Annotated in this window: 24 protein-coding genes; 17 read left to right on the top strand and 7 right to left on the bottom strand. The window is 53.8% G+C overall.

Features of this window, described 5'->3' with window-relative positions; all coding sequences use genetic code 11:
* Positions 1-35: 35 nt before the first annotated feature.
* From KE671_RS02305 to KE671_RS02290, 4 genes are all read right to left on the bottom strand, one after another.
* Entirely contained in the window at positions 36-1,100 is a 1,065-nt protein-coding gene (locus tag KE671_RS02305) for a DUF2955 domain-containing protein (RefSeq protein WP_206161537.1), read from the bottom strand.
* Entirely contained in the window at positions 1,090-2,157 is a 1,068-nt protein-coding gene (locus KE671_RS02300) for an HlyD family secretion protein (protein ID WP_206161536.1), read from the bottom strand. Before KE671_RS02300 ends, KE671_RS02305 begins: the two co-directional genes overlap by 11 nt.
* 5 nt (positions 2,158-2,162) lie before the next feature.
* Positions 2,163-2,627, bottom strand: coding sequence for a MarR family transcriptional regulator (locus KE671_RS02295; RefSeq protein WP_206161535.1), 465 nt, complete (start codon positions 2,625-2,627; stop codon positions 2,163-2,165).
* Positions 2,628-2,777: 150 nt separating this feature from the next.
* Positions 2,778-2,942, bottom strand: a complete 165-nt coding sequence (locus tag KE671_RS02290; protein ID WP_206161534.1) for a DUF1127 domain-containing protein — start codon at positions 2,940-2,942, stop codon at positions 2,778-2,780.
* A 176-nt stretch (positions 2,943-3,118) separates the two neighbouring features.
* Here KE671_RS02290 and KE671_RS02285 point away from each other — a divergent pair, with 176 nt between their 5' ends.
* Positions 3,119-4,564, top strand: coding sequence for a PLP-dependent aminotransferase family protein (locus KE671_RS02285; protein WP_206161533.1), 1,446 nt, complete (start codon positions 3,119-3,121; stop codon positions 4,562-4,564).
* Positions 4,565-4,590: 26 nt separating this feature from the next.
* On the opposite strand, the gene KE671_RS02280 is transcribed toward KE671_RS02285, so the two are convergent.
* Positions 4,591-5,241, bottom strand: coding sequence for a GntR family transcriptional regulator (locus tag KE671_RS02280; protein ID WP_206161532.1), 651 nt, complete (start codon positions 5,239-5,241; stop codon positions 4,591-4,593).
* Between the two features lie 273 nt (positions 5,242-5,514).
* On the opposite strand from KE671_RS02280, the gene KE671_RS02275 reads away from it, so the two are divergent.
* The 7 genes from KE671_RS02275 (at position 5,515) to KE671_RS02245 (ending at position 12,268) form a co-directional block, all read left to right on the top strand.
* Positions 5,515-6,288: an SDR family NAD(P)-dependent oxidoreductase gene (locus KE671_RS02275; protein ID WP_206161531.1), complete on the top strand. Its 774-nt coding sequence runs from the start codon at positions 5,515-5,517 to the stop codon at positions 6,286-6,288.
* 14 nt (positions 6,289-6,302) lie between these two features.
* Positions 6,303-7,013, top strand: a complete 711-nt coding sequence (locus tag KE671_RS02270) for an SDR family oxidoreductase (protein WP_206161530.1) — start codon at positions 6,303-6,305, stop codon at positions 7,011-7,013.
* An 83-nt stretch (positions 7,014-7,096) separates the two neighbouring features.
* Positions 7,097-8,377, top strand: coding sequence for an MFS transporter (locus KE671_RS02265; RefSeq protein WP_206161529.1), 1,281 nt, complete (start codon positions 7,097-7,099; stop codon positions 8,375-8,377).
* Positions 8,378-8,394: 17 nt separating this feature from the next.
* The gene (locus tag KE671_RS02260) at positions 8,395-9,534 is read left to right on the top strand and encodes a mandelate racemase/muconate lactonizing enzyme family protein (protein ID WP_206161528.1); all 1,140 of its coding nucleotides are present in this window, start codon (positions 8,395-8,397) and stop codon (positions 9,532-9,534) included.
* 2 nt (positions 9,535-9,536) lie between these two features.
* On the top strand, positions 9,537-10,418 hold the full coding sequence (locus KE671_RS02255; protein WP_206161527.1) for a D-hexose-6-phosphate mutarotase: 882 nt from the start codon (positions 9,537-9,539) through the stop codon (positions 10,416-10,418).
* A gap of 9 nt (positions 10,419-10,427) precedes the next feature.
* Entirely contained in the window at positions 10,428-11,546 is a 1,119-nt protein-coding gene (locus tag KE671_RS02250) for a mandelate racemase/muconate lactonizing enzyme family protein (protein WP_206161526.1), read from the top strand.
* A 2-nt stretch (positions 11,547-11,548) separates the two neighbouring features.
* Entirely contained in the window at positions 11,549-12,268 is a 720-nt protein-coding gene (locus KE671_RS02245) for a serine aminopeptidase domain-containing protein (protein WP_206161525.1), read from the top strand.
* A 36-nt stretch (positions 12,269-12,304) separates the two neighbouring features.
* Here KE671_RS02245 and KE671_RS02240 read toward each other — a convergent pair whose 3' ends face one another.
* On the bottom strand, positions 12,305-13,018 hold the full coding sequence (locus KE671_RS02240) for a FadR/GntR family transcriptional regulator (RefSeq protein ID WP_206161524.1): 714 nt from the start codon (positions 13,016-13,018) through the stop codon (positions 12,305-12,307).
* Positions 13,019-13,288: 270 nt separating this feature from the next.
* On the opposite strand from KE671_RS02240, the gene KE671_RS02235 reads away from it, so the two are divergent.
* The 9 genes from KE671_RS02235 to mdtM all read left to right on the top strand — a co-directional run bounded on the left by KE671_RS02235 (position 13,289) and on the right by mdtM (position 24,208).
* On the top strand, positions 13,289-15,004 hold the full coding sequence (locus tag KE671_RS02235) for a dihydroxy-acid dehydratase (protein ID WP_241029714.1): 1,716 nt from the start codon (positions 13,289-13,291) through the stop codon (positions 15,002-15,004).
* Positions 15,005-15,054: 50 nt separating this feature from the next.
* Positions 15,055-16,359 carry an FAD-dependent oxidoreductase gene (locus KE671_RS02230; RefSeq protein ID WP_206161523.1) on the top strand — a complete coding sequence of 435 codons (1,305 nt, stop codon included), beginning with the start codon at positions 15,055-15,057 and terminating at the stop codon, positions 16,357-16,359.
* 11 nt (positions 16,360-16,370) lie between these two features.
* Complete coding sequence (locus tag KE671_RS02225; RefSeq protein ID WP_206161522.1) at positions 16,371-17,267, top strand: NAD(P)-dependent oxidoreductase; 897 nt, start codon at positions 16,371-16,373, stop codon at positions 17,265-17,267.
* Positions 17,267-18,031 (top strand): HpcH/HpaI aldolase family protein, encoded by a 765-nt coding sequence (locus KE671_RS02220; RefSeq protein ID WP_241029713.1) that lies wholly within the window; start codon positions 17,267-17,269, stop codon positions 18,029-18,031. The genes KE671_RS02225 and KE671_RS02220 overlap by 1 nt, the downstream gene beginning before the upstream one ends.
* A 60-nt stretch (positions 18,032-18,091) precedes the next feature.
* The gene (locus tag KE671_RS02215; RefSeq protein ID WP_206161521.1) at positions 18,092-19,441 is read left to right on the top strand and encodes an MFS transporter; all 1,350 of its coding nucleotides are present in this window, start codon (positions 18,092-18,094) and stop codon (positions 19,439-19,441) included.
* Positions 19,442-19,501: 60 nt separating this feature from the next.
* Positions 19,502-21,025: a UxaA family hydrolase gene (locus KE671_RS02210; RefSeq protein ID WP_206161520.1), complete on the top strand. Its 1,524-nt coding sequence runs from the start codon at positions 19,502-19,504 to the stop codon at positions 21,023-21,025.
* Positions 21,026-21,144: 119 nt separating this feature from the next.
* A complete protein-coding gene (locus KE671_RS02205; RefSeq protein WP_206161519.1) occupies positions 21,145-21,960 on the top strand; it encodes a helix-turn-helix domain-containing protein in 816 nt (271 codons plus the stop codon).
* Positions 21,961-22,008: 48 nt separating this feature from the next.
* Positions 22,009-22,650 (top strand): LysE family translocator, encoded by a 642-nt coding sequence (locus tag KE671_RS02200; RefSeq protein WP_206161518.1) that lies wholly within the window; start codon positions 22,009-22,011, stop codon positions 22,648-22,650.
* Positions 22,651-22,975: 325 nt separating this feature from the next.
* Positions 22,976-24,208, top strand: coding sequence for a multidrug efflux MFS transporter MdtM (gene mdtM, locus KE671_RS02195; RefSeq protein WP_206161897.1), 1,233 nt, complete (start codon positions 22,976-22,978; stop codon positions 24,206-24,208).
* Positions 24,209-24,238: 30 nt separating this feature from the next.
* Here mdtM and metC read toward each other — a convergent pair whose 3' ends face one another.
* The gene (gene metC / locus KE671_RS02190; RefSeq protein ID WP_206161517.1) at positions 24,239-25,429 is read right to left on the bottom strand and encodes a cystathionine beta-lyase; all 1,191 of its coding nucleotides are present in this window, start codon (positions 25,427-25,429) and stop codon (positions 24,239-24,241) included.
* Positions 25,430-25,433 lie beyond the last annotated feature (4 nt).

The raw sequence follows: 25,433 nt of genomic DNA, 5'->3' as shown, positions 1-25,433 counted from the left end.
AAAGCCGCCATCCGGCATTGGCTCGATAACCCCCCTTATCCCTCCACCACAAACCGCGTCGCCGCAAAGCAGTTGAGTATTCGATGGACCAGAAAAACCATCGTCAGCGTCGCCACCAGCGCCACGGTCACGGAAGTGATGCGATACAGATCGCTGAACACTAAATCGCTGTTCGGGTGCAGGTTCTGACCGAACATAATGCCGATGGTGGTGATGCTGGCGAAGCCAACGCCTGCCCCCACTTTTTCCATCACGTGCAGACGCGCGCTGAATGCCAGCCCGAGGCCAATCAGCGGCATCATCAGCAGCATGTGGTTGCTGAAATCATAGATAAGCAACTGCACCACCAGAATATAGAGACAAGCCAGCACCACGCCGACGACGCGCCAGATTGAGCTCAGGACCGCGCCGCGATAATGCATCGGAAACAGAATCAAAATCCCCGCCATCAGCGCCGACAGCGAATCGCTCAGATCGCAGACCTGAAAAATCACAAAGATCATCGTCGCAACGGTCCCGGAAAGCAGCGATTCGTGGCGAATACGGGCATCATCTTTCTCGATGCGCGGCGGTGGTTTGCGCGGCTCCACATCGGGGATCAGGTAGTGCAGCAGCGCGCTCAGCGCCACCGCCATCACGCAGGCTTCCATGTTGGAAAACATCAGCGTGTGCCAGTCGGTAGCGAGATAGCTCATAAAGTTGAGCATGGTGCTTTGACAGACCACGCCCATCGAACCCAGCAGAAACAGCGGCCCTTTGCTCATAAAGCGAAAGCGCATCACATACAGACCAAACACCACCAGCGTCATGATCGCTGGCCACTGCGAGAGATAACCGACAATCAGCACCATTTCGATGCAGTTCACCGCCGCACTGAACACAAACTGTTGCGCCACGTGGCGATTAAACACCGGCACGAGCGACATCAGCATCAGGGGATACACCACGAAGAACACGCCGTACTGCACGTTATAAAAGGTCGAAATGCTCAGCGCGATCGTCCCCGCAACGGCTATGCGCAGAGTCTGGCGAAAGTCATTGGCCGTATAGACAATGTTGTCATGTGGCGTGAATACGCGCGCCAGGGTGTTAATAGACATAATGCAGCCAGCTGACCAGGCGAATTTGCGCGCCAGCAAAAGTACGGGCAAATGGGCCTTCGCTGTTATATAACTGCACCGTGGCGCGGGCGCCGGTCGGCAACGGCTTGTCCAGCGGCTCACTCAACGTCACATGAATACGCATTCGCTGCGCATCGCGCACCCAGCGCGTGGATTGTTCCGGCTGCGACAACTGACCATTGACCGCTTCCTGTCCGGCGAGGATCCCCGCATCGCTGCTGGTCACGCGCGCACGGAACACTTTCCCCGGCATGGCATCAAACACCACGGCAGCATCGGTGTTCACGCGGGTATGGCGCAGGCTCTTCTCGCGGAAATCGGCCACGATGTCCGTCTGATTGCTGACCAGCGCCAGTAGTGGCGTGGCGGCGGTGGCGTAAAGCCCGGCGTTAAGCTGGAGATTACTCACTGTCCCGTCCGTCTCTGCATGCACTTTTGTCCATGCCAGATTCAACTGCGCCTCTTCCAGCGCGTTACGGTATTTTTGCAACGTCACGTTATGGCTATCTTCGCGCTCGCCACGTTGGATCAACAGATTCTGGATGTTGGCATGCAGAGCGGTTACCGACTGTTCACTGGTCTGCCAGGTCGTCCGTACCCTGTCGAGATCCGCCTGCGAGACGTTTTGCATCGCGCTTAGCCGCTGATAGCGCTCGAACGTCAGTTTGTCATTACGCGCCGTATATTCGGCAGTACGAAGGTTGGCGCGGGCGGAGGCAATCTGCGCGTCCAGTTGCTGGTTACTCAGTCTGGCCTGCGCAAAGGCGATTTGTGCGGCTTCGACTTTGTTCATAAATGGCGTGGGATCCAGCTCATAAAGCAGATCGCCTTTTTTTACCGTGCTGTTGTTCTGCACGTAGACGTGCGAAACATACCCGGAAACGCGTGCTGAAACCGGCGTAACTGTACGCATCACCGTGGAGTCTGGCGTCAGCGGGATCCAAATATCGGCAACGATAAACCAGGCGAATATGGCAAGGAAAGCGGCAATACTCACCCTTACCCAACGGGCAAACTTCTGTTCTGGGGTCATCATAGTTTTTAGTGTTGATTATCTTCTTCGCGGATTGTCCGCAAATTGCAGGCGATTAAATTAAGGGTGGCGCTGAAGGAAGCGAGATCCGCTTCAGGAATGGTACGCGTGACGCGATGTTGATAGGCCTCAATTACCCGGTTCAGCTCTTCCAGCCGGGCACGGCCTTCCGCGGTTAGCATTAACAAGCGGATGCGTTTGTCATAAGGCGATGTGGAACGCACCAGATAGCCCTGATTTTCCAGTTGCGTGAGCGTGCGCATCAGGGGCGGCAGTTCAATACCCTGCACCTGGGCCAGTTCACTGACCGAGACGTTATCACCCAACTGATGCAGTTGCATCAGCACCGTCCAACTGGACTGAGTCAGGCCGGTATCAGTGATAGCCGCATCAATAATGGCGCGCCATTGACGCACTACCATCGCCATACGCATCCCCATCGGACGGCGGGCAAACAGCGCATCTTCAGTCATGTGTCTTTCCTCTCTTAGCGAAAGAGAAAATAATACTTATCAGGATAAGTATCAAGAAACACGCCCTCAGGAAGCATAAATTGATAAATTTTCTAAATGTAAAAAAGGCCGGACAGTGTCAACATCCAGCCTCTGACTCCCGAAATCGTGCTAGTCAATCTGATCCCGACGTAATCCCAGATCGTTGAGCCGTTCGTCACTCATCTGTTGCAGGATCCGTCGGGTTTGCGCCTGTAGACGCCATTTTTTAAACGCTCGCCAGATCAGGACAAAACCAATAAACGGCTGCTTCGCTCTGTTTTCATGAAATTCCATACTCTACCCCCTCGCATACCAGAGACTTTATTCTGCCGGTTTCCGGGTTGAACAATACAGATTCAAAAACAGCTTTTGTTTAACATACAGATCCGCTAAAACAGTCTCTGCACCGCACATTTTCCGCCTGTCTGTACTGGTTTTTACATCTGTATGGCATCTACGAGGGATACAGAATGACGCGTTACCAACATCTGGCCAACCTGCTGGCCGAGCGTATTGAACAAGGGCTGTATCGTCACGGAGAGAAATTGCCGTCGGTACGTAGCCTGAGTCAGGAGCACGGTGTCAGTATCAGCACCGTACAGCAGGCGTATCAGGTACTGGAATCATTACAACTCATTACGCCGCAACCCCGTTCAGGCTACTTCGTCGCGCCGCAGAAAGCGCTGCCGCCGGTCCCGCCGATGTCGCGTCCGGTACAGCGTCCGGTTGAGATTACCCAATGGGAGCAGGTACTGAACATGCTGGAAGGCCATCACGACCAATCGGTTATCCCGCTTAGCAGCGGTATTCCGGATGTTAGCCAACCCAGCCTGAAACCGCTCTGGCGCGAACTCAGTCGCGTAGCACAACACAATCTGAGTGCGATTCTGGGCTACGATGAACTGGCTGGCAGCCTCGCACTACGCCAGCAAATCGCCCGGCTGATGCTGGATGGCGGATCGGTGGTTGACGCCGACGATCTGGTGATCACCAGCGGCAGTCAAAGCGGCATGTCGCTGGCCCTGCTGGCCGTCTGCCAGCCAGGAGACATTGTCGCTGTGGAATCCCCGGCTTATTACGGCACCATGCAATTGCTGCGCGGTTTAGGGATCAAAGTGATTGAGATCCCGACCGATCCGGATACCGGCATCAGTATTGAAGCGCTGGAGCTGGCGCTTGAACAGTGGCCGATCAAAGGCGTTATCCTGGTGCCCAATTGTAATAACCCGCTCGGTTTTATCATGCCGGACGCCCGTAAGCGGGCGGTGCTGGCGCTCGCCCAACGCCACGACATTGTGATTTTCGAGGATGATGTTTACGGTGAACTGGCGACAGAGTATCCCCGTCCCAGAACCATTCACTCCTGGGATATCGACGGTCGGGTTATCCTTTGCAGTTCATTCACCAAATCGGTCGCTCCTGGCCTGCGCGTCGGCTGGGTCGCTCCGGGTCGTTATCACGACAAATTACTGCATATGAAGTATGCGGTCATTGGCACCAACGTTCCCGCCACCCAACTGGCGGCAGCGACGTTTGTCCGGGAAGGACACTACCATCGCCACGTCCGGCGTATGCGCCAGATTTATCAGCGTAATATGGAGATTTATACCTGCTGGGCGCGGGAATATTTTCCCTGCGGCATCTGCGTTACGCGACCAAAAGGCGGTTTCATGCTGTGGGTCGAATTGCCAGAACAAGTGGATATGGTTTGCGTTGCCAAACAGCTTTGCCGCCTGAAAATTCAGGTCGCGCCGGGCTCACTGTTTTCCGCATCAGGGAAATATCGCAACTGTGTGCGCATAAACTGTTCGCTCCCGCCCAGTGAGAAGCACCGGGACGTGATGCAGAAGCTGGGCGAGGCGTTAAAGGTGGCGATGGAAGAAGTCGCGACGCCAGGCGTGGTAAGCGGCTCCTGACAGCCCCATCCTGCCATGCCGTCGTGTTATCGCGCCAGCACCTTGTAGGTAAATTCGGTAAAGTAATCGTTGACGTTTTTCGAGGCGCTGGCAGCCAGTTCTTCATCGCCATGACAGATATTGCGCAGCATTATCGCGTTCAGTTGTGAGGCTTTCACCAGCTCATGCTGATTGCTGGCGCTAAGCTGGGCAAACCAGAAGCGGCTGGAAAGTCCTTGTAGAGGCGAAAGACACGGCTGCAAGTACTCATTCTCTGCCGCCAGACCAATCAATGCATAGGATTGCTTTAGCAATGCGCCAAACTGACGCATCTGAGAAATTTCGTTAATCGCCTCAAAGGCCTCCGCCAGTTGCAGCATTTCCTTCTTCTGCTGATGCGTACCGCGCCGGGTTGCCAGACGCACGGCGAACTCTCCCACGCAGCGGCGCAGTTCTAACACTTTGAGCTGTACCTCAACAGAAATAGCAGGGATAAAAACGCCTTTATACGGATAGATCTCAACCAGCCGGTCATTTGCCAGACGCTGTAACGCTTCCCTCACCGGGCTACGCCCAAAGCCCGTCAGCTCCATGAGCTGGGCTTCGGACACCATCGAACCTGGCGCAAGATCCTGAAAAATAATCATGCTTTCAATAGCTTCATAGGCCTGGTTCATTTTATTGACGGGCGGATTCATTGGTGTTCTCCCTGCTGAGTTGCGGGCATTATCCCCCTAACGCAACAAAAATGAAAATTAGAAATTCTCTGTTAATTAGACAGTTACGACAAAATTTGTGATCTCCATCGTAATTAACCCAACAGATGATGGATGTTTTTTCTGCAAAGTGCAAATCTAATAACCAACTAATATATTAGTTGTTGATTAAGTGCTTGAGATATCGTCAACACAGGATGCTACTACGATTCCATACATTGCCGTCGCGTGTTGCACACTTAAAAGGAGAAGGTCGTGAGTCTACAAAACCAGGTCGCACTGGTGACCGGTGCGGGAAACATGAAAGGAATAGGTAAAGGCATTGCCTGCGCCCTTGCTGAGGCGGGTGCAGATATTGTCATCAACTACGTTATTAACCCACAGGAAGCCGAACAGGTTGCCAACATCATTCGCGGACTTGGCAGGCGCGCGCTGCTGGTTGAAGCCGATATTTCTCATCCAGAGCAGGTCCGTCAGATGTTTATGGACGTCGACGCCCACTTCGGTCGTCTGGATATTTTGGTGAACAACGCCGGTGTTTGCGTCTGGGAACCCTTCCTTGATATCACAAAACCCGCCTTTGACCATGCGGTAAACATCAATATCAAAGGTACCTATGATTGTGCACGCCACGCAGCACGCATGATGGTGAAAAAAGGTATTCGTGGTCGCATCATCAATATTGCTTCTGGACATGCTCGCCGTCCAATGGCGCTGATGGGCGTTTATGCTGCGACCAAAGCTGCAATTGATCAGATGAGTCAGTCAATGGCTTTCGAACTGGCACGCTATGGCATTACAGTAAACCAACTCTGGCCAGGGTTTGTCGATACAAATATCAACGATCCGAAGCCCGAACTGGCCACCGATGAGGGGCGGAAGAAGTTGCTGGCAACAATTCCTATTGGCCAGCCCGCAACCATTGAAGAGCTAGGCGCTGCCGCAGTCTATCTGGCAGGAAACCACGGTGCCGTCGTAACGGGTGATTTTATTAAAATTGATGGCGGCCAACATATCCGCTGTATTTAATCAGGAGAATAGAAATGGAAAATAAAAATACCATTCTGATTACCGGCGGTCAGACTGAACCCAACCTGTTATCCACGCTGGAAAAATATTATTCCCAACAGGGATGGAGTGTTTATTTTAGTCAAGAAACTGAATATCACAAAATGACCATGGCTATTGACGAGATTACTATCGGCGAGAAAAAACTGAATGCCTTTATATACATTTCCCCACCACCACGCCAGGGCTCAATGTTGGACGATGACGAACATTTCATTGCCGAAACGATGAATGACGATCTGGAAAGAGGATTATGGTGGGTACAAAATGCCTGTAAAAAAATGGTACAACAAGGTGTGCAAGGGCGCGTTGTCACGCTCGCACATATTGCAGCGCTGGTGCCCACTGAGTACTACTCTTATGGCGCCGCCAGTCAGTTGGCCCTGATGAATATCTGCCGTTCCGGCATTCAGGAACTGGTACCTTATGGCATTAAAATCAATACGATATTCCGTGGTTTTAGTGAAGAAGATCCACAACAAAAAGCGTTTGTCGAGCAATTAAAGCAACTGCATAAAGACGATGGTATTCCACTATTGGAATATGTTAAGGCTGAAGAGATTGCCAAAACCAGTATACTGTTAACCGATCCGGATATTCACAGTTTTAACGGGGCTATGTTAACGCTCGATGGCGGTTTTTATGTCACCCGAAAAATACGCTATCTGAATTCTGTCAAGCAATGACTGGATAATAACGACAACATAATCTTTACGAAAAATCATGACTTATTTATACCGCTAACCTCATATTAGTGAAGGGTCCCCCTATGAATACGCAATTCCGTCGAGTCATTCTGGTCATGCTGACGCTGGCGATGATCATTAATTATCTCGACCGTTCGGCATTAGCCTACGCCATGCCTTTTATTACTCAAGACTTTCATCTGACACCTGAAGAAAAAGGTATAATTTTCGGCAGTTTCTCGATTGGTTATGCCTTATTTAATTTTATTGGCGGCGTGTTGGCTGATAAATTTGGACCCAAGCGGGTGTTTACCTGGTCAATGTCCATCTGGTCGATTATTTGCGGCCTGACGGCAGGCTGTTTTAACTTCTGGACCATGTTTATTGCCCGCGCCTTTTTCGGTGCCGGAGAAGGTCCCATTTCTACCACGGCCAACAAAGTCGTGAATAACTGGTTTCCGCTGAACGAGCGCGCCCGTGCGGTAGGCATTAACCAGGCTGGCGGGCCGCTGGGCGGGGCGATATCCGGTCCGATCGTCGGTTTTCTGTGCATCACGTTCAACTGGCGTATTTCCTTTGTCATCATTGCTTTTATCGGCATTACCTGGGCCATTATCTGGGCGCTGATTGCCACCGACAGGCCGCGGGATAACAAACGGGTATCTGCTAATGAAGCCCAATTAATTGAAGGCGATGAGGACGTGCTCATTCCAGACGCGGAGCCCGGTGCCCCAGCCCCTTCAATGTGGAGTGCGATCCTCCAGCCGTCTATTCTCGCCACAGCGCTGTCGCTGTTCTGCTTCAACTACGTGCTGTTTTTCTTCATGAACTGGTTCCCGACATTTCTCGTCGATACCACTGGGATCAGCCTGAAAGACATGAGTCTGGTCGGCGTGCTGCCGTGGGTTGCCGGGACGCTCGGCTACATTTCCGGTGGCTTCATTATCGACTTCATCTACCGTAAAACCGGCAAACAGCTCTTCTCCCGCAAAGTGGTACTGGTGACCTGTTTCGGCATCTGCTCCGTCTGCGTGGGGCTGATCAGTCAGACGCAAACCGCAATGGGCGCTGTTGCGTTGATGACTGTCGCCTTTGGTTTCATGCAAATTGCCGCCCCAGCCTACTGGACGTTGATTCAGGACGCCGCGCCGAAGGAGTACGTCGGGAGTGCGGGCGGACTGATGCACGGTCTGGCCAATATCTCTGGCATCGTCGCACCTACCGTGACCGGCTTTATTGTCGGCTCTGGCTCTTATGCCGCGGCCTTTATTCTCGCTGGTTGCCTCGGCGTATTGGGGGCGACTGTGGTGGCGCTGTTTGTGAAAAAAGCAGCCCGGCATGACGCGCATAAATCACTCGCATAGCGCAAAAGGAGGACCGAGTGAAAATTATCGATTTTGAATCCGGGCTGTACCGCGTCCCGCTCACTGAGAACTGGGGTTCGTCAAACTACGCGTTTTCCAGTCTGGAATTTGTGGTGGTGTGGTTAAAAACGGATACCGGACATACCGGTACCGGCTGGACGTTCAGTACTGGCAACGGCGGCAGCGCGTTTAAAAACCTGATTGACCATTATCTTGCCGCTAAAGTGATGGGAGAAGATCCACTGAACGTCGAGCGCCTGTGGAGCCGCATGTGGCTTGAAAGCCACGATATCGGCTCGGCGGGCGTGACGACCCACGCAATCGCTGCCGTGGATATCGCGCTGTGGGATCTCATTGGTCAGCAGTTGAATCAGCCGCTATACCGACTGCTCGGTGGCTATCGGGATACCTTACCGGGTTACGGCAGCGGCGTGAATCTGCATCTCTCACTCGATGCATTGCTTGCACAAATGGACGGTTTTCTCAGCGCAGGCTATCGCACGGTCAAAATGAAAATCGGTAGCGAGGATGTTGAGGAGGATCTGGTTCGCCTGTTGGCGGTACGTAACTTTGTGGGGCCATCGATTAACATCGCCGTAGATGCCAACAAGAAGTGGTCCTCGGGTGATGCCGCTCGTCGGATGGCAATACTGAAGCAGGTCGGGCTGTACTGGCTGGAAGAGCCGCTACTCAGCGACGACATCCCCGGTCACCGCCTGCTGCGCCAGAAATGTCCTGTTCCGGTTGCCGTTGGTGAAAGCCTGTACACCAAATACCAGTTCGCTCACTGGATCAGCCAGGAGGCATGTGACTACATTCAGCCTGATGTTTATCGGGTGGGTGGAATTACCGAGTTTGTAAAAATCGCGAAATTAGCTGAAAGCCACAACATACCCGTGATCCCGCATTTCGGTATGGAACTGATGGCGCATCTGGGCTGTGGCTTGTCCAATATCCAGCTCTTCGAGGGGTTAAAGGGGGCGAGTCTGAGCGAGATGGGAATAATTTCTCAATCCTGTCAGGTCATAAACGGCACCATTCGTCCGGGCGAAGAACCCGGACATGGCATCACGTTCGATCGTCCCGCGCTGGCGCGCTATGCGATGAACGACGATCTGTTACGCCAGCAAAATGTCACTACACGGACGGATGTCTGACGATGAACGTAATTCAACAGCTATTCGCTCTACCGGTGCTGGAGACGCTCAGCCCCGGTATTACCCGGCGGAAAATGGATGAACTGGATATTCTGGTGATACAGACGTCCTACTGTGACGCCGCTGTAGCCTTACAGGGTGCGCATCTGCTCGCCTGGAAACCGTTGCGACAAACAAATTCCGTACTGTGGTTAAGCGATAACACGCCGTTTAAAGCCGGTATTGCCCTTCGTGGCGGCGTTCCCGTTTGCTGGCCGTGGTTCACCGACCTTGGCGGTGAGCCGTTTCACGGTTTTGCCCGAATCATGCCGTGGCAGTTAACGGTTCTCGACAGTACCAGAACAGCCCTTTCTCTGACATTGCGCCTTTGTGAGACACCGCAAACTCGCCAGTGGTGGAACCATGCTTTTCAACTGGAGTTGACGCTGAATTTCACGGCAGAGATCTGCGAATTGCTGCTAACCGCTCACGGTAATTACACTACCACCGCCGCCCTGCACAGCTATCTCGCGACGTCAAATATTCGTACTACGCGTATTCACGGAGTGGGAACGCAAGGCTACGACACCGTTGCAAGGAAACCGCGACAGAATCTGCCATCGCCGCTTTCCCTAAATGGCGAATTTGGCGCGATCTGTTCACATGCGCAACCGCAGACGGTACTCATCACGCCGGACAGAACCCTGACGCTCACCCATGTCAATAACAGCAACGTAGTGGTGTGGAATCCCGGGCAGCAACGGGCTGCACAGATAAGCGACATACCGGATGACGGCTGGCAACACTTTGTCTGTCTGGAAACGGCGGCGATCGACCGCCCTCTTGTCAGCACGCCTCAGCATCCTGCTTCTCTGGGTGTGCAGTTCGCGCTCTCTCATCATTAAGGACACTTTATGCGTATTACGAACATAGATAGCTTTCTGGTCCGTCTGCCTTATACGCCAACAATGACGCGCACCACCGATAAACAAGGTCTCTTTAATGCCGCGCGGTCGCTAAACCCCACCCTGGATGCATTGCTGGTGAGAGTCGAAACCGATAGCGGACTTACCGGTTGGGGAGAAGCATTTGGTCACGCCTGTAATCCCGCCAGTATGGCGCTGTTAAGCAGATTACTCGCGCCATTCTTTACAGGCGAAAAGTGCGACGATATAGAGGCGTTGATGCAGAAAGCACACTATGCCTTTCACAGCTATGGTCGTGGCGGTTCCATGATGTATGCACTTTCCGCGCTGGATATCGCCCTGTGGGATCTGCGTGGCAAAGCAGAGAATCTGCCGCTGTGGAAATTGCTCGGCGGCACGCGCTCCCAGGTTGAGTTGTATCCCAGCCTCGCCAGTTTCGACGGAAATGTCGCTAAACTCATGGAGTGTATTAATCCCTTAATTAAAAAGGGTTATCGGCATATTAAACTGCACGAACGAGATCCGCAGGCTATTGTTGAGGTTGCCCAGGCGCTGCCGGATGAGGTCACTCTGATGGTAGACACCAACTGCGCATGGAACGCGCAGCAAGCAGAAGAGATTCTCCCCCAACTACATGCTGCAGGAGTCGACTTTGTTGAAGAACCGACATTCCCGCCAGAAAACATAAGCCAACTCCGTTACCTGCGTCAGCTGACGGGCGCACGCGTTGCTGCAGGAGAAAACTTTAACAACAGCGAAGCGTTTGCGTTAAGTATGGCGCTTGATGCAGTAGATGTACTGCAGCCCAGTGTCGCTAAAATTGGCGGTGTCTCCGCCGTACTGGACATTATCAAACACGCACGCGCGCATGAGAACGTTAGCCTACTGCCACACTGTTTTTATTATGGTCCCGGACTCCTCGCCAGCGCCCATCTCCTAAGCGTGTTGCCAAAACCCGCTCCACTGGAAGTGCCATGGTTGATGTTTGAACAAACCCTGCATCCGTTTATGCATTTCCAACCTGTGATGGATCTGCCACAAGCGCCGGGTCTGGGCTTTACGCCTGATATCGACGTACTGGAACGCCATCTGATTGCGAAGGAATAATCGTGGACATTGTTATTTCTGACCGCCTGATTGCCAACACGCCTGTGCTCTGGTTTCGTCCAGCAGACGGTAGTGCCAGTCGCAGACCGCTCATCGTACTGTTTCATCGCTTTATGGCCTCGCGCGAGTTAGATGCCAATCTGGGTTATATGCTCGCGAAGGCAGGTTACAGCGTGGTTTGTCCACAGGCGGCGATGCATGGAGTGAAAGATGATGCAACGCTTCGCGCCGCCTCTTTCTGGCAGATCCTGCAACATACCCTGGATGAGCTCCCCGTATTAATCGCAGCATGTCAGCAGGATAACCTGGGCGATATTTCTCGACTCGGCTTGCTGGGTACCTCAATGGGTGGTTTTGCGGTGCTGGGGGCGATGGCACGTTATCCGGCTATTCAGGCGGGAGCCGCCTACATGGCAAGCGGTTATTTTTCCGACGCCATCCCTGCGATTCATCCTCCTTCAGGCAACATGACTGCAGATTGCCTGTGCGGATTAGCCCCTTACGACGTCGCAGGAAAAGAAGCTATTCTGGCTCAACGACCCCTTTTTCTCTGGCACGGTAAGCAAGATACGATTGTCGACGTACAGTACACTGAACGTCTCCGGGAGGCCATCAACAGTGATTCACTAACCTGCATCATCGATCCACTAGCAGGGCATAAAATCACGCAATCCTCCGTTGAGGAAGGCCTCCTGTTTTTCCGTCAATCCTTACCAGTTTAACTCGAGCAGCCCGGTATCACCGGGCTTTGTGCGCAATCAGTCGATTTCTTTATCCACATGCTGGACAATCAGATCGGCAACGCGCGCTGAGTTCTTCGCCGCCAGCGCGTCCATAATCGCTAAGTGCTCCTCATGCAGTACCTCAGTTTGCTCCGGCGTAAATCCATACTGCTTCCATGCCAGCACCCATAAATGGTGTAATTGCTCCTGCATGTTGATCAGGATCGGATTGCCGCCCAACTGGGCCACTTTTTTCTCAAAACTCAGATCCAGCGCGCTGTCATCATCATCGCAATTCTGGCTCGAGAATTTTTCCCGGTTAAGCTCGATCAGTTCCCGTAGTTGGTTAATTCCCGACTTATTGGCGCGCCAGGCGTAGTCTTCAAAGATGGCTCGCTCGATCGACGTCCGTGCCACTATCAGATTACGCAAGAACTCTTTTGTCACCCCACCTTCGATCAACCTTTCAAGACTATGGGTATCGCTAAGCGACACCGTCGGTGGTTCCGCCAGGAAGGTTCCGCTGCCCACGCGCGTCTCAATACGTCCGGACGATTCGAGAACCTTCAGCGCCTGACGCACCGAGGTACGGCTGACATTAAGCATACTGGCAAGCTCGCGCTCGGATGGCAGGCGCTCACCCGGTTTGATCTGTTTGCTGTCGAGGAAATTAGTGATGTGTTGGATAATCGTCTGAAAAACGTCCGTGCGCTTAATGGGGATCATCGTGAATTTATTCTTGTCCGGCATACCGTTACCTCTTCCCAACGACATATCGCACTTGTGGGCAGTTGCTTTCTCTGCACTACGTCGTACTCAATCACTGTGGCGAAAAAATTGGATGGACCACTATATCATTATTGGCCGTTAAGCGCCCTACCTTTCCCCTTGCAAGGATAAAAAAGACTAAAAATCCTCCGTTTTGTGACCTTTGTTGCATTTTACCCAAAAATTGGTTGGACAACCAACCCAATAAGAGGATATTCCGGATCATATATCCACAACCCGATAAAGGAATTCATGATGTACAGAAGCAATTTTAAGCCGGGCTCGACCCGCTGGGCAGTACGTCGTGCGCAATGGCGCAGTATGGGGATCCGCGAAGAAGACATGCATAAACCGAAGATCGCGATCATCAATACCTCCAACAAGCTCTCCTGCTGTTATGTCCATCTGGATGAACTTTGCCGAATCGTTGAGCAAGCGATTCGTGACGCAGGGGGATTACCATTTGAAGTGCGCACTGTCGCACCCAGCGACTTCGTGACCAGCGCGGGAAAAAAAGCACGGTATCTGATGCCAACACGTGACCTGATGGTTAACGAAGTGGAGTGCATGATGGAAGGCGCCGTACTGGACGGCATGATCTGTCTCTCCTCCTGCGACAAAACGACACCGGCACACCTGATGTCAGCAGCACGATTGAATGTGCCGTCCATGCTGCTGACCTGCGGCTACCAGGTGGGCGGCAAGTGCTCGAACGAGAAATTTGACGACCAGTTCTTCGATATTGATGACGTTTACGAGCAGGTGGGGGCCCTGGCAACCGGAGCAATCAGCGAAAAAGATCTGACCGACATGACCGATGTCGCGATCCAGTCGCCGGGCGTGTGCGCTGGTCTGGGTACTGCCAACTCTATGCACATCGTGGCTGAAGCATTAGGTATGACGCTACCTGGCAACTCGCCGATCTGGGCCAACGGTCGCAAAGTGAAAGAGTACGCGCAGGCCGCCGGGAAACGCATCGTTGAACTGACCCAACAGCAGGTTCTACCACGCGAGATCCTCACAGAAAAGGCTATCCAGAACGCGGTCATGACAGTGCTGGCCGTCGGTGGTTCGGTGAATACCGTTCGTCATCTCTCCGCAATCGCCACCGAAGCCGAACTGCCGATCGATGTCGTCAGCCTGTATGAAAAATACGGTAAAAACATCAAATTACTGACCTCTGTTCGCCCTAACGGTCCGTTCCGTACAGAAGATCTGGAAGCGGCAGGCGGTACCACCGCGGTGATGAACCAGCTGCGCGATTTCCTCAATCTGGATGCGCTGACCGTCACACAAAAAACCGTTGGTGAGAACATTAAAGACGCAGTGGTGAAAAACCACGAAGTGATCCGCAGCCTGAATAACCCGGTCAGCCAGCGCCCTGGCGTGGCGATCCTGCGCGGCAATCTCGCTCCGGATGGCGCCATCGTCAAACTTTCTGCTGTGCCAGGGGAGCTGGAGCAGTTTACCGGCCCAGCCAATATCTACGAAGGCGAAGACGAAGCCATTGAGGCGTTGGGCGAAGGCAAGATCCAGAAAGGCGATGTGATTGTCCTGCGCAATATGGGGCCGGCGGGTGGCCCCGGCACGGTATTCGCCTGTAGCTTCGTGGCGGCGCTAAACGGCGCAGGGATCGCGGAACATGTCGCAGTAATCACCGATGGCGAACTCTCCGGTCTGAACCGCGGAATTATCGTCGGCCAACTAATGCCTGAAGCCGCTGCTGGCGGGCCACTGGCGGTGATCGAACAGGGAGAGATCGTCCACATCAACTTCGTCGATCTCAGTATCAATATGGATGTGCCGCAGGAGGTGATCGACACCCGGATGTCGCAGTGGCAGCCCAAACCGCTGCCTCTCGGCGGCGGCAGCGGCACTTACCTGTCGCAATATGCGCAACTGGTACAGCCGATTGCACAGGGCGCGGTGCTGGGTAAGCGCCGTATCCACGCTAAAAACGTCGATTAAACATCACACCACTTGGGTGAATGTTCACCCAAGGGTGAAGGAGGCACATCATGCAAATCTGGCACGAAGCCGCCCATGAACTCCCCATCGCCTACGACGTTGAAGTTCTGATTGTGGGTGGTGGTCCAACCGGTGTTGCAGCAGCCACCGCTGCCGCGCGCGCCGGGGAAAAGACACTGCTGATCGAACGCTATGGTTTTTGCGGTGGTATGGCGACTGCAGGTATGTCAGGGGCAATTTGCGGGCTATTTACCTCGGGTAAAGGTCCTCATGAGCAGTTAGTACACGGCTTTGCCGGTGAGTTTTACCAGCATCTGAAGCATCGCGGCGCCGTCAGCGATCCCTTTCCGTTTGGCGAGACCTGTCTGGTAGTTCATGAACCACACACCTGGAAAGAGATCGCCGACGATCTGCTAGCCGACAGCGGCGCTAAGGTGTTGTTTCACACCCTCGCCACCGACGTGGTGATGGAAGGCAATCAGCTGCGCGGGGTGATTATTGAAAATAAAAACGGCCGACAGTTGATTACCGCGCGCCGTTTTATTGATGCCACCGGTGATGGCGATCTGTGCGTAAAAGCCGGGGTGCCTTATACCTGCGGACGTAACGGGATGGTGCAGTACCCCACGATGGTGTTCCGCATGGGCAATGTCGATATCGCGCGCGGTATTGGCCATCCGGTTACCCAACTGGAAACGTGGGTGGAAGCCGCGCAGGCCAAGGGGTTTCACCTGCCGCGCAAGCATATTTATCTGCTGCCCTCCCCACGTCCCGGCGAAGTCATGTGCAACGTCACCAGCATATTACGCGACGACGGTAGACCCATTGACGCGACCTGTACGGAAGATCTGACCTTTGCCGAGCAGCAAGGACGTAAGCAGGTACGTGAATATGAACGGTTTCTGCGTGCATGGGTACCGGGGTTCGAAAACGCCCAGCTCAACGATGTCGCGGCGCAAATTGGCATCCGTCAGAGTCGGACGATCGAAGGTCAACGTTGCCTGACTAATGATGATGTCTTTCAGGCCAAAAAAAGTCAGAGAGCTGTTGCCAGCAGCGCCTGGTGTATTGAAGCACACGGGCAGGATGGCATCTTCATGTTCTATCTGGACAACGACTGGTATGACATTCCCTACGACACATTACTTCCAGAGGACGTTCCTAACCTCATCACTGCGGGCAGGACGCTCTGTGCAGAACATGAAGCTCTGGCTTCGGCAAGAGTGACCGCGCAGTGCTTTTTAACCGGATATGCCGCAGGTACTGCAGCCTATCTGAGCCATCGAGATTGTTGCGCCTTCGATGAAATAGATGTTGCGGAATTACGCAGCATTATTGAATACCAAACTTATTAAGGGTGATACGCATGAAACCAGTTTTAGGCTTTATTGGTCTGGGCATTATGGGCAAACCGATGGTGCGCAACCTGTTAAAAGCGGACTACACCGTCCATGCCTACAGCATTGTGGCACAGGATGTTGAAGAGATAGTCCGCGATGGCGCCGTCGGTCAGACCTCGGCGCGTGCCGTGGCGGAAGCGGCAGATATTACCATCACCATGGTGCCCAATACGCCACAGGTTGAAGACGTGCTGTTTGGGGAAAACGGCCTCGCCTCTGCGCTGCGGGAAGGCAAAGTGGTTATCGATATGAGCACTATATCGTCCCTGGCCACCCGTCACTTTGCGGAAAAGATCAAAGCACTGGGCGCAAATATGCTGGATGCCCCGGTGAGCGGCGGCGACAAAGGAGCGAAAGGTGGGACACTGTCGATTATGGTCGGCGGCGAAGCGGACGTTTTTGCCCGCTGCAAACCCATCCTTGAGGTGTTAGGTGGGCGGGTAACGCATGTTGGTAGTAATGGTGCAGGTCAGGTAGTGAAATCCTGCAATCAGGTGCTGGCCGCGGCCACCATGGCAGCATTAGGTGAAGCGCTCGTCATGGGCGCCAAAGCGGGAGTGGATCCGGCAAAAATTGTGGAAGTGCTCTCTGCGGGCTACGCACGCTGTGGCGCGTTGGATATCCGAGGGAACCTGATTCTGGAGCGCAACTTCGACCCAGGCTTTATGACCCGCTTACAGTACAAAGATCTCAATCTGGCGATGGAACTCAGCCAGGGTATCGACTCCCCGATGCCGATCGCAAGCCTGGTGCGTGAGTTGTACAAAACGTGCATGGCACAAGGTACAGGAAACGAAGACCATTCAAACATTATTAAAGTCTTTGAGCAGCTTTCCGGCATCGAAGTACAGGCAAGGAGCTAATGATGCGTTTTCCAGATTTTAAACAACGGCTCCGCGAGGGGCCATTACACGGTTGTTTTGTCACCTTCCCCTCCGCGGCGCTCACTGAATTTACCGCCGCGATGGGATTTGATTTTGTGCTTATCGATAACGAGCACGGCAATATGAATCCAGAGACAGTAGAAGATATGGTACGTGCCTCGCACAGCCAGCAGGTGCCTTGTCTGGTACGGGTTCCATACAACCGTGCGGAGTACACGCGTAAAGCGCTGGATTTCGGTGCTGACGGGGTACAGGTACCGCTGATCAATACCGTAGAAGACGCCCGACTCGCCAGTCGGCCAACGCTGTTTCCGCCACAGGGCGATCGCGGAGTCGCCTTCCTGCCACGAGCGGCAAATTATGGTATGTGCGCAGATAAAGCACGTTATCTGACAGAAGCCAACACGTCACGCGTGCTGTCAGTACATATTGAAACCGTGGAGGCGGTAGATAACCTGGATGACATTCTGGCTGCGGGACTGGCTGACGTTTATTTCGTCGGCCCTGGAGATTTAGCCGTATCCATGGGGTACGGACACGATTTGAATCATCGTGATGTACTGGACACCATTGAACGCTGTATCCGCAAAATCGCCGCCAGTGGCAACATCGCCGGGACTTATGTCGGTACACCGGAACGCGCAGCAGAAGCGATAAGCTGGGGCGCAAACTACCTGGTGACAGCTATCACTCCGCATATGGTGAACGGCGCGAAACACTACTTACAAATAAAAAATAACTAATTTGCCTTCTCTACCCTACAACATCGTCTGACTCAGAAAGTCAGAACTGGAGAGTGCAGTATGAGCACCAAAAATAAAAAAACGCATGCCCGTTATTACATCCTGTTTATGATAACGCTGGTGTTAACGCTGGCCACCGGCGATCGCGCCACGCTGTCCGTCGCGGGGCCAGAGATGCAAAAAGAGCTGGGTATTACCGCCGTAGAAATAGGCTATCTCTTTTCCGCGTTCAGTTGGGCGTACGTCATCAGTATGACGCCCGCTGGCTGGGTCGCGGATAAGATCGGCTCTAAACGCGCCATGTTTCTGGGCATCTTACTGTGGTCAGTAATGACTGTTCTGATGGGGCTGGTCAGCTATATCACGTTTGTTGTCCCTGCACTGCTAATCCTGCGTTTCCTGCTGGGCGTGTGCGAGTCGCCGGTTGGTCCCTCTGCCGGACGAATCATCGCCGCCTGGTTTCCCTCTCAGGAACGTGGTGTCGCTGGCGCCATCTTTAACAGCGCGCAATACGCATCCCTCGCCATCTTCACACCGCTGATGGCGTGGCTTTGTCATGCCTTCGGCTGGGATCACGTGTTTATCGTGATGGGGGTAATCGGCATCGTGATCGCTTTCTGCTGGTCAAAGTTCTTCCACGTCCCGATGAAGCATCCAGGGATCAACAGCGAAGAGATGGAATATCTGAAAGAAGGTGGTGCGCTGGTAGAACTGGACACTGTTACCACCGTGAAAGATGAACGTAAACGTGCCGGGCTGCAGGAGATCGCGCAACTGTTTAAAAGCAGGATGCTGATCGGCATTTTCATTGGTCAGTACTGTATTTCCGCGATCACTTGGTTCTTTATGACCTGGTTTCCGATTTATCTGGTGAAAGAGCGCGGCATGTCGATCTTACAGGCAGGATTTATGGCCTCGGTGCCCGCGATTTGCGGTCTGGTGGGCGGCATACTGAGCGGCTTTTTCTCAGACTGGCTGTTGCGTAAAACCAATAACCTGAGCCTGGCGCGTAAAGTGCCCATCACCATCGGTCTGACCATGAGCGCCAGTATGATCCTCTGTAACTACGTGGGGTCAGAAACGCTGGTGATGTTCCTGATGAGCGCCGCTTTCTTTGGTAAAGGCTTCGGTTCACTGGGCTGGGCGGTTGTTGCGGATACCGCGCCGAAAGAGATTATCGGCACCACCGGTGGCCTGTTCAATTCCCTCGGCAACGTTGCGGGCATCATTACCCCGGTTGTCATTGGCTACATCCTGCAGGAAACCAACTCGTTCGCCAATGCGCTGGTTTTTGTCGGCACCCACGGCATCATCGCCGTCTGCAGCTATTGGTTCATCGTAGGCAAAATTGAGCGTCTGAAGATTGCCCCGCGTGAAGGCGCGACAACCCTGCAAAAACGTGAAGTCTGAACCCTGAGTTCTGCTCGTCGATGCACGGGCAGACGCTGAATAAAATAAGGAAGCAATATAATGACAAAATCTCCGGTTATTCGCCTTGATGAAAAAGATAACGTTGTTGTCGCCCGGGTCGCCATCGCTGCTGGTACACCTATCGTCGGTGAAAATATCGTTACTCTGCAGGATGTTCCATTAGGTCATAAGGTCGCGACAAGACTCATTAAAAAGGATGAACCTATCCTCAAATACAACACGGTCATTGGTTTTGCTCCGGAAGATCTGCCAGCTGGCACCTGGTTGCATAGCCACAATATTGTATTTGAAGATTTTCAGCGTGATTACGCCTTCAGCCGTGATTATCAACCTGTGCAAACGGTGCCGCCGGCGCAACGGCGCACTTTTAACGGCTATGTCCGTGAAGATGGTCGGGTAGGAACCCGTAATATTCTCGGCGTGTTTGTCGTCGGAAACTGTGGCGCAACGGTGGCGCGAAAAATTGCTGCGCACTTTACACCAGAGCGTCTGCAGGCATGGCCGAACGTTGATAATGTTGTCCCCTACGTCCACGAACTTGGTTGCGGTATGGAAATGACCGGTGAACCGATGGATCTGCTGCGTCGCACGCTGGCCGGGTATATCAACAACCCGAATACCGCGGGTGCGCTGGTCGTCGCTTTAGGCTGCGAGCGCAATAATATCCACGGCTTCTTCGAACAGATGGGCCTCGAAGAGAATCCGATGTTACGCAAACTGGTGATTCAGGATACCGGCGGCACGCGAAAAACCATTGACGAAGGTATCGCTATTGTCGAATCAATGTTGCCCCGTGCGAATGCAGTCAAACGCCAGCCCGTCTCCGTGGAACATCTGACTGTAGGACTTCAGTGCGGTGGTTCCGACGGATTCTCCGGCCTCTCAGCGAACCCGGCACTGGGCGTCGCGATGGACCTGCTGGTGGAACAAGGTGGCACCGCGATCCTCTCCGAAACCACCGAAATATTCGGTGTGGAGCACACCCTCACGGCGCGCGCAGTCACACCGGAAGTGGGGCAAAAACTCGTCGATTGCATCAACTGGTGGCTGGAGTACAACAAAGGACGTGATTGCCAGATTAATGGTCGCGTTAGCCCTGGCAATAATGCAGGCGGGCTGGCGAATGTGCTGGAAAAATCGCTGGGTGGGGCGAAAAAAGGCGGAAACTCTCCACTGATGGAAGTTTACCGTTACGCGTACCCCGTCACGCAAAAAGGCCTGGTCTTTATGGATACTCCAGGTTATGACCCGGTCTCAGCAACGGGGCAGGTCGCAGGCGGCGCCAATATGATTGCGTTTACCACCGGGCGTGGCTCTTGTTTCGGCTCAATGCCTGCGCCCACCGTAAAACTCGCCAGCAACACGCCCATGTATCAGCGCATGGAAGAAGATATGGATCTCAACTGCGGTGTCGTTATTGACGGAGACGCCACCCTGCGTCAGATGGGAGAAGCAATTTTTGAGAAAATTATCGCAGTCGCTTCCGGAGAACAGAGCAAAAGCGAAGCGCTGGGATTAGGCGAAAACGAGTTTGTTCCCTGGCCGATTGGCGTATTGGCGTAATACAACGGGCGGTATGTCCTGACATGCCGCCCGTCATCCTCCACATAACGTCACGACAATGCGTTTTCACGGCCAGGTCTGTGATATAACAAAGCATGACTATGCCGGAGGCGCTGACCGTGACCCACACCCGAGATATTCCACAATCGTTCTGGCGTGATGACCGGCTTGCGTGGCTGGAGCTGCGCAGCACCTGGCGCAGTCATCAGGCCTACAAGCGCCATCACCATCCGCAACTCTCTGTTGGGGCTATTCTGGAAGGTGAAACCTGCTGTGTTAGCGACGGCAAAGAATACCGTCTGCAGGTGGGCGACCTGATTGTGATCCCGCCACGGGTACCACATAGCTGTAATCCGGTCGATGGGCAGTTTCGCAGCTACCATATGCTCTACCTGGACGCAGACTGGTGTCTGGCTCAGTTGCCTGAACAGTCAATCCCTGCACCGTTTTTCGCCCCGAACCCGGTGATCCGCAACCCACAACGTTTTCAGCATTTTCTCAACCTTGTGGCGTTAATGGAGAAACGGCAAACCGCGCCGCTTATCGATGCAGTCCGCCGACTGCTGCACGCACTCCCCTTGCAGTCAGGAAATCCGCCGCGTCCGCGAGCAACCAGCCAGTCTCTGAAAGCGCGACTACAAAGCAATTTGCTTTCTCCACCGTCGCTTGATGATGTCGCGCAAGAGTTCGGCATGCGCAAAGAGACGCTGATCCGCACCTTTAAGCAGGATACCGGTCTGACGCCGGGCAGCTATCTGAACATCGCGCGGATCGATTTTGCCAGGACGCGACTGCGCGCCGGAGATGATATCGCCGACGTCGGCTATCAGAGTGGTTTTGCCGACCAGAGCCATTTCCACCGTACCTTTGTCAGCTATACCGCCGCTACGCCACGCCAGTATGCGCGGGGACGATCAATATCAGACAATAATTAGCGTTTCACCGGGCGTAGCGTGAACTCAGATTTGCACTCTGAGGTCACTATGGAACCATTATCTGTACTCTTTCCCCCTGCCTTTCCCGCCCTGGCGCTGGCTCACTTTGTGGCGCTGCTTAGCCCCGGACCGGATTTCTTTTTACTGGTGGGCTACGCCGTTCGCTATCGACTGCGCGGCAGCGCCGGGCTGTGCCTTGGGATCGCCGCCGGTAACGGGATCTATATCCTGCTGGCGATTGCCGGCTGGGGGATCCTGCGGCAACTCCCCCTGCTCTTCACGTTGATCGCACTGTTGGGCGCACTCTATTTACTGTGGATCGGCAGCCTGCTGCTACGCAGCCGTCCGCAAACGCTGACGGGTGCAGATGCCCAGTCCACGTGTCCAGGATTGGGTAAACAGGTGCTGCTGGGGCTGGGCTCGTCGCTGCTAAACCCGAAAAACGCGCTGTTCTATCTGGCGCTGATGACCGCCCTGCTTGGCCCGTCAGTAACGCTGGTGCAGCAGGCCGTCAGCGGGATCTGGATGACCAGCGTCGTGCTGTGCTGGGATCTGTTGATTGTGATGGGGATTGGCCTGCCGTTTATCCAGCGACGACTGAGCCATGGGATCGTATGGATCGAACGCATTGCCGGTGCCGTGTTGATCGCCTTTGGCGTCGGGATCGTCTGGCGCTTACTTTTCCCTTAGCTCATTGAGGTACTGAATGAATTCATCCTATTCTATTGACTAACATCAAATTATAATGACACTTAAGGTGTATATTTTCCGTTCAACTTACTTTTCCCGAGGTGTGATGTGCTGATAACCATCTGTAATCGCTACACATTCTGACAGAAGTCAGAATGTGTTCCCCTGTCTGTGATTTTCATGGGCAGTGCTTTTGATTACATGAAATTCAGTACATCCGCAGTCTGCTGTTCTCTATTTTCTGCCTGATGTCCCTGTGACAGTATTGAATTTCGTTGTTCCCGTTAAGGGGTTCTCCACATGGAGTTCGTTTTGTATGCAATGGATTATTGAGTTTTTCAAGCGGCACGCCACGACGCTGTTCTTTCCGATGGCGCTGATTCTGTACGATTTTGCCGCCTATCTGTCGACCGACCTGATTCAGCCCGGCATCATCAATGTTGTGCGTGAGTTTGATGCCGATGTCAGTCTGGCACCGGCGGCAGTCAGTCTCTATCTCGCGGGTGGGATGGCGCTGCAATGGCTGCTGGGGCCGCTTTCTGACCGGATTGGTCGTCGTCCGGTACTGGTCACGGGAGCGCTCATTTTTTCCCTCGCCTGTACCGCCACGCTGTTCACCACCACAATGACACAGTTCCTGGTCGCGCGCGTGGTGCAGGGCACCAGCATCTGCTTTATCGCGACGGTTGGCTACGTCACGGTGCAGGAGGCGTTCGGACAAACGAAAGGCATCAAGCTGATGGCGATCATCACCTCTATCGTGCTGGTGGCGCCGATCATCGGCCCGCTTTCCGGCGCGGCGCTGATGCACTTTGTTCACTGGAAGGTATTATTTGCCATTATTGCGGTAATGGGGTTTATCGCTTTTATGGGCCTGTTGCTGACGATGCCGGAAACGGTCCAGCGCGGTGCGGTGCCGTTTAGCGCGATCGGCGTCGTACGCGATTTCCGCGATGTCTTTCGCAACCGCGTGTTCCTCTTTGGGGTCGCCACGATCTCGCTCAGTTACATCCCGATGATGAGCTGGGTCGCCGTTTCCCCGGTGATCCTGATCGACGCGGGTGGCATGACGTCCTCACAGTTCGCCTGGGTGCAGGTTCCGGTGTTCGGTGCGGTAATTGTCGCCAACATGGTCGTTGCACGTTTTGTGAAAGATCCGACCAACCCGCGCTTCATCTGGCGTGCGGTGCCGATCCAACTCAGCGGCCTGTTGGTACTGATCGCCGGGAACCTTTTCTTGCCTCACGTGTGGCTATGGTCGGTATTGGGTACCAGCCTGTATGCGTTTGGTATCGGGCTTATCTTTCCGACGCTGTTCCGCTTCACGCTGTTTACCAACAACCTGCCGAAAGGAACCGTATCGGCCTCGCTGAACATGGTCATCCTGACGGTGATGGCCGTTTCCGTCGAAATCGGTCGCGGACTGTGGTTTAACGGCGGCCGGCTCCCGTTCCACCTGCTGGCGGTGATTGCCGGAGTGGCGGTGGTATTCACGTTGAAAGGGTTGTTAACACGGGTACGTCAGTATCACGCAACGGAACTGGCAACAGAGAAGTAAAATCAGGCCCCGTCATGCGGGGCCGTTTTGTTAAGCAATGCGGGCAAATCCGGCTTCAAGGTCGGCAATCAAATCACCGACATCTTCCAGGCCGATGTGCACCCTCACCAGCGTTCCGCTGAAATCAACATCTCCGGCCGGGCGAATGCTGTTCAACTCTTCCGGTTGGTTCGCCAGAATCAGCGACTCAAACCCGCCCCATGAATAAGCCATATGGAACAGCGAGAAGTTATCAAGGAAGTTCGCTAACTGCTCATCCGTCAGTCGCTTTTTCAGTACAAACGAGAACAGACCAGAACTGCCGCTGAAATCACGCGTGAAGTATTCATGGCCCGGACATTCCGGCAGCGCCGGATGATTCACTCGCGCCACTTCCGCGCGTGCCGACAGCCAGCGCGCAATCTGAATGCTGCTCTCCTGATGCTGCTTCAGGCGCACCGACAGCGTGCGCAGGCCGCGACTGCCGTTATACGCGGTATCAGCATCCAGCGTTTGCCCCATCAGATATGAGTTTTCACGCAATTGATCCCAGCAGCGGGCGTTGGACACCGCCGTTCCCAGCATGCCATCAGAGTGACCAATCGTGTACTTGGTGCCAGCCTGAATCGAAATATCCACCCCATAGTCCAGTGCTTTAAACAGCACACCGGCCGCCCAGGTGTTATCGATCATAATGACGATCTCCGGGTTCACCGCCCGGATCGCCTTCACCATACCCGGTACATCCTGCACTTCCATGGTGATCGAGCTGGGTGATTCAAGAAACACCACTTTGGTTTCCGGGCGGATCAGATCAACAATTCCGGCACCGATCATCGGATCGTAGTACGTCGTTTCGACGTTGAATTTGCTGAGGATCTTATTGCAGAAATCCTGCGTCGGTTCATATGCCGCCCCGGTCATCAGCAGATGATCGCCACGCTGTACAAACGCGAGGATAGCGTTCGTCACCGCCGCCGCACCGCACGGATAGAGCGCGCAGCCGACGCCGCCTTCCAGTTCACTCATCGCCTTCTGGAACGCAAAGTGGGTATAAGTGCCGCGACGACCGTAAAACAGCTCGCCGTTTGCACGATTGGCGGTGGCGAATTTTTTATCCTTCACAGTATCAAACACCAGCGAAGAGGCGCGCTGGATAACCGGGTTTACCGCGCCCTGGGTATAGCGTTTATCACGTCCGGCGATGATCAACTGGGTGTCGAGTTTCACTGAATCTTTCATAACC

This window comes from Citrobacter amalonaticus, from assembly GCF_018252635.1.
GTDB classification, from domain to species: domain Bacteria; phylum Pseudomonadota; class Gammaproteobacteria; order Enterobacterales; family Enterobacteriaceae; genus Citrobacter_A; species Citrobacter_A amalonaticus_E.
The sequence above is the reverse complement of the archived record's forward strand: the minus strand, read 5'-3'. Positions and strand labels throughout refer to the sequence as shown.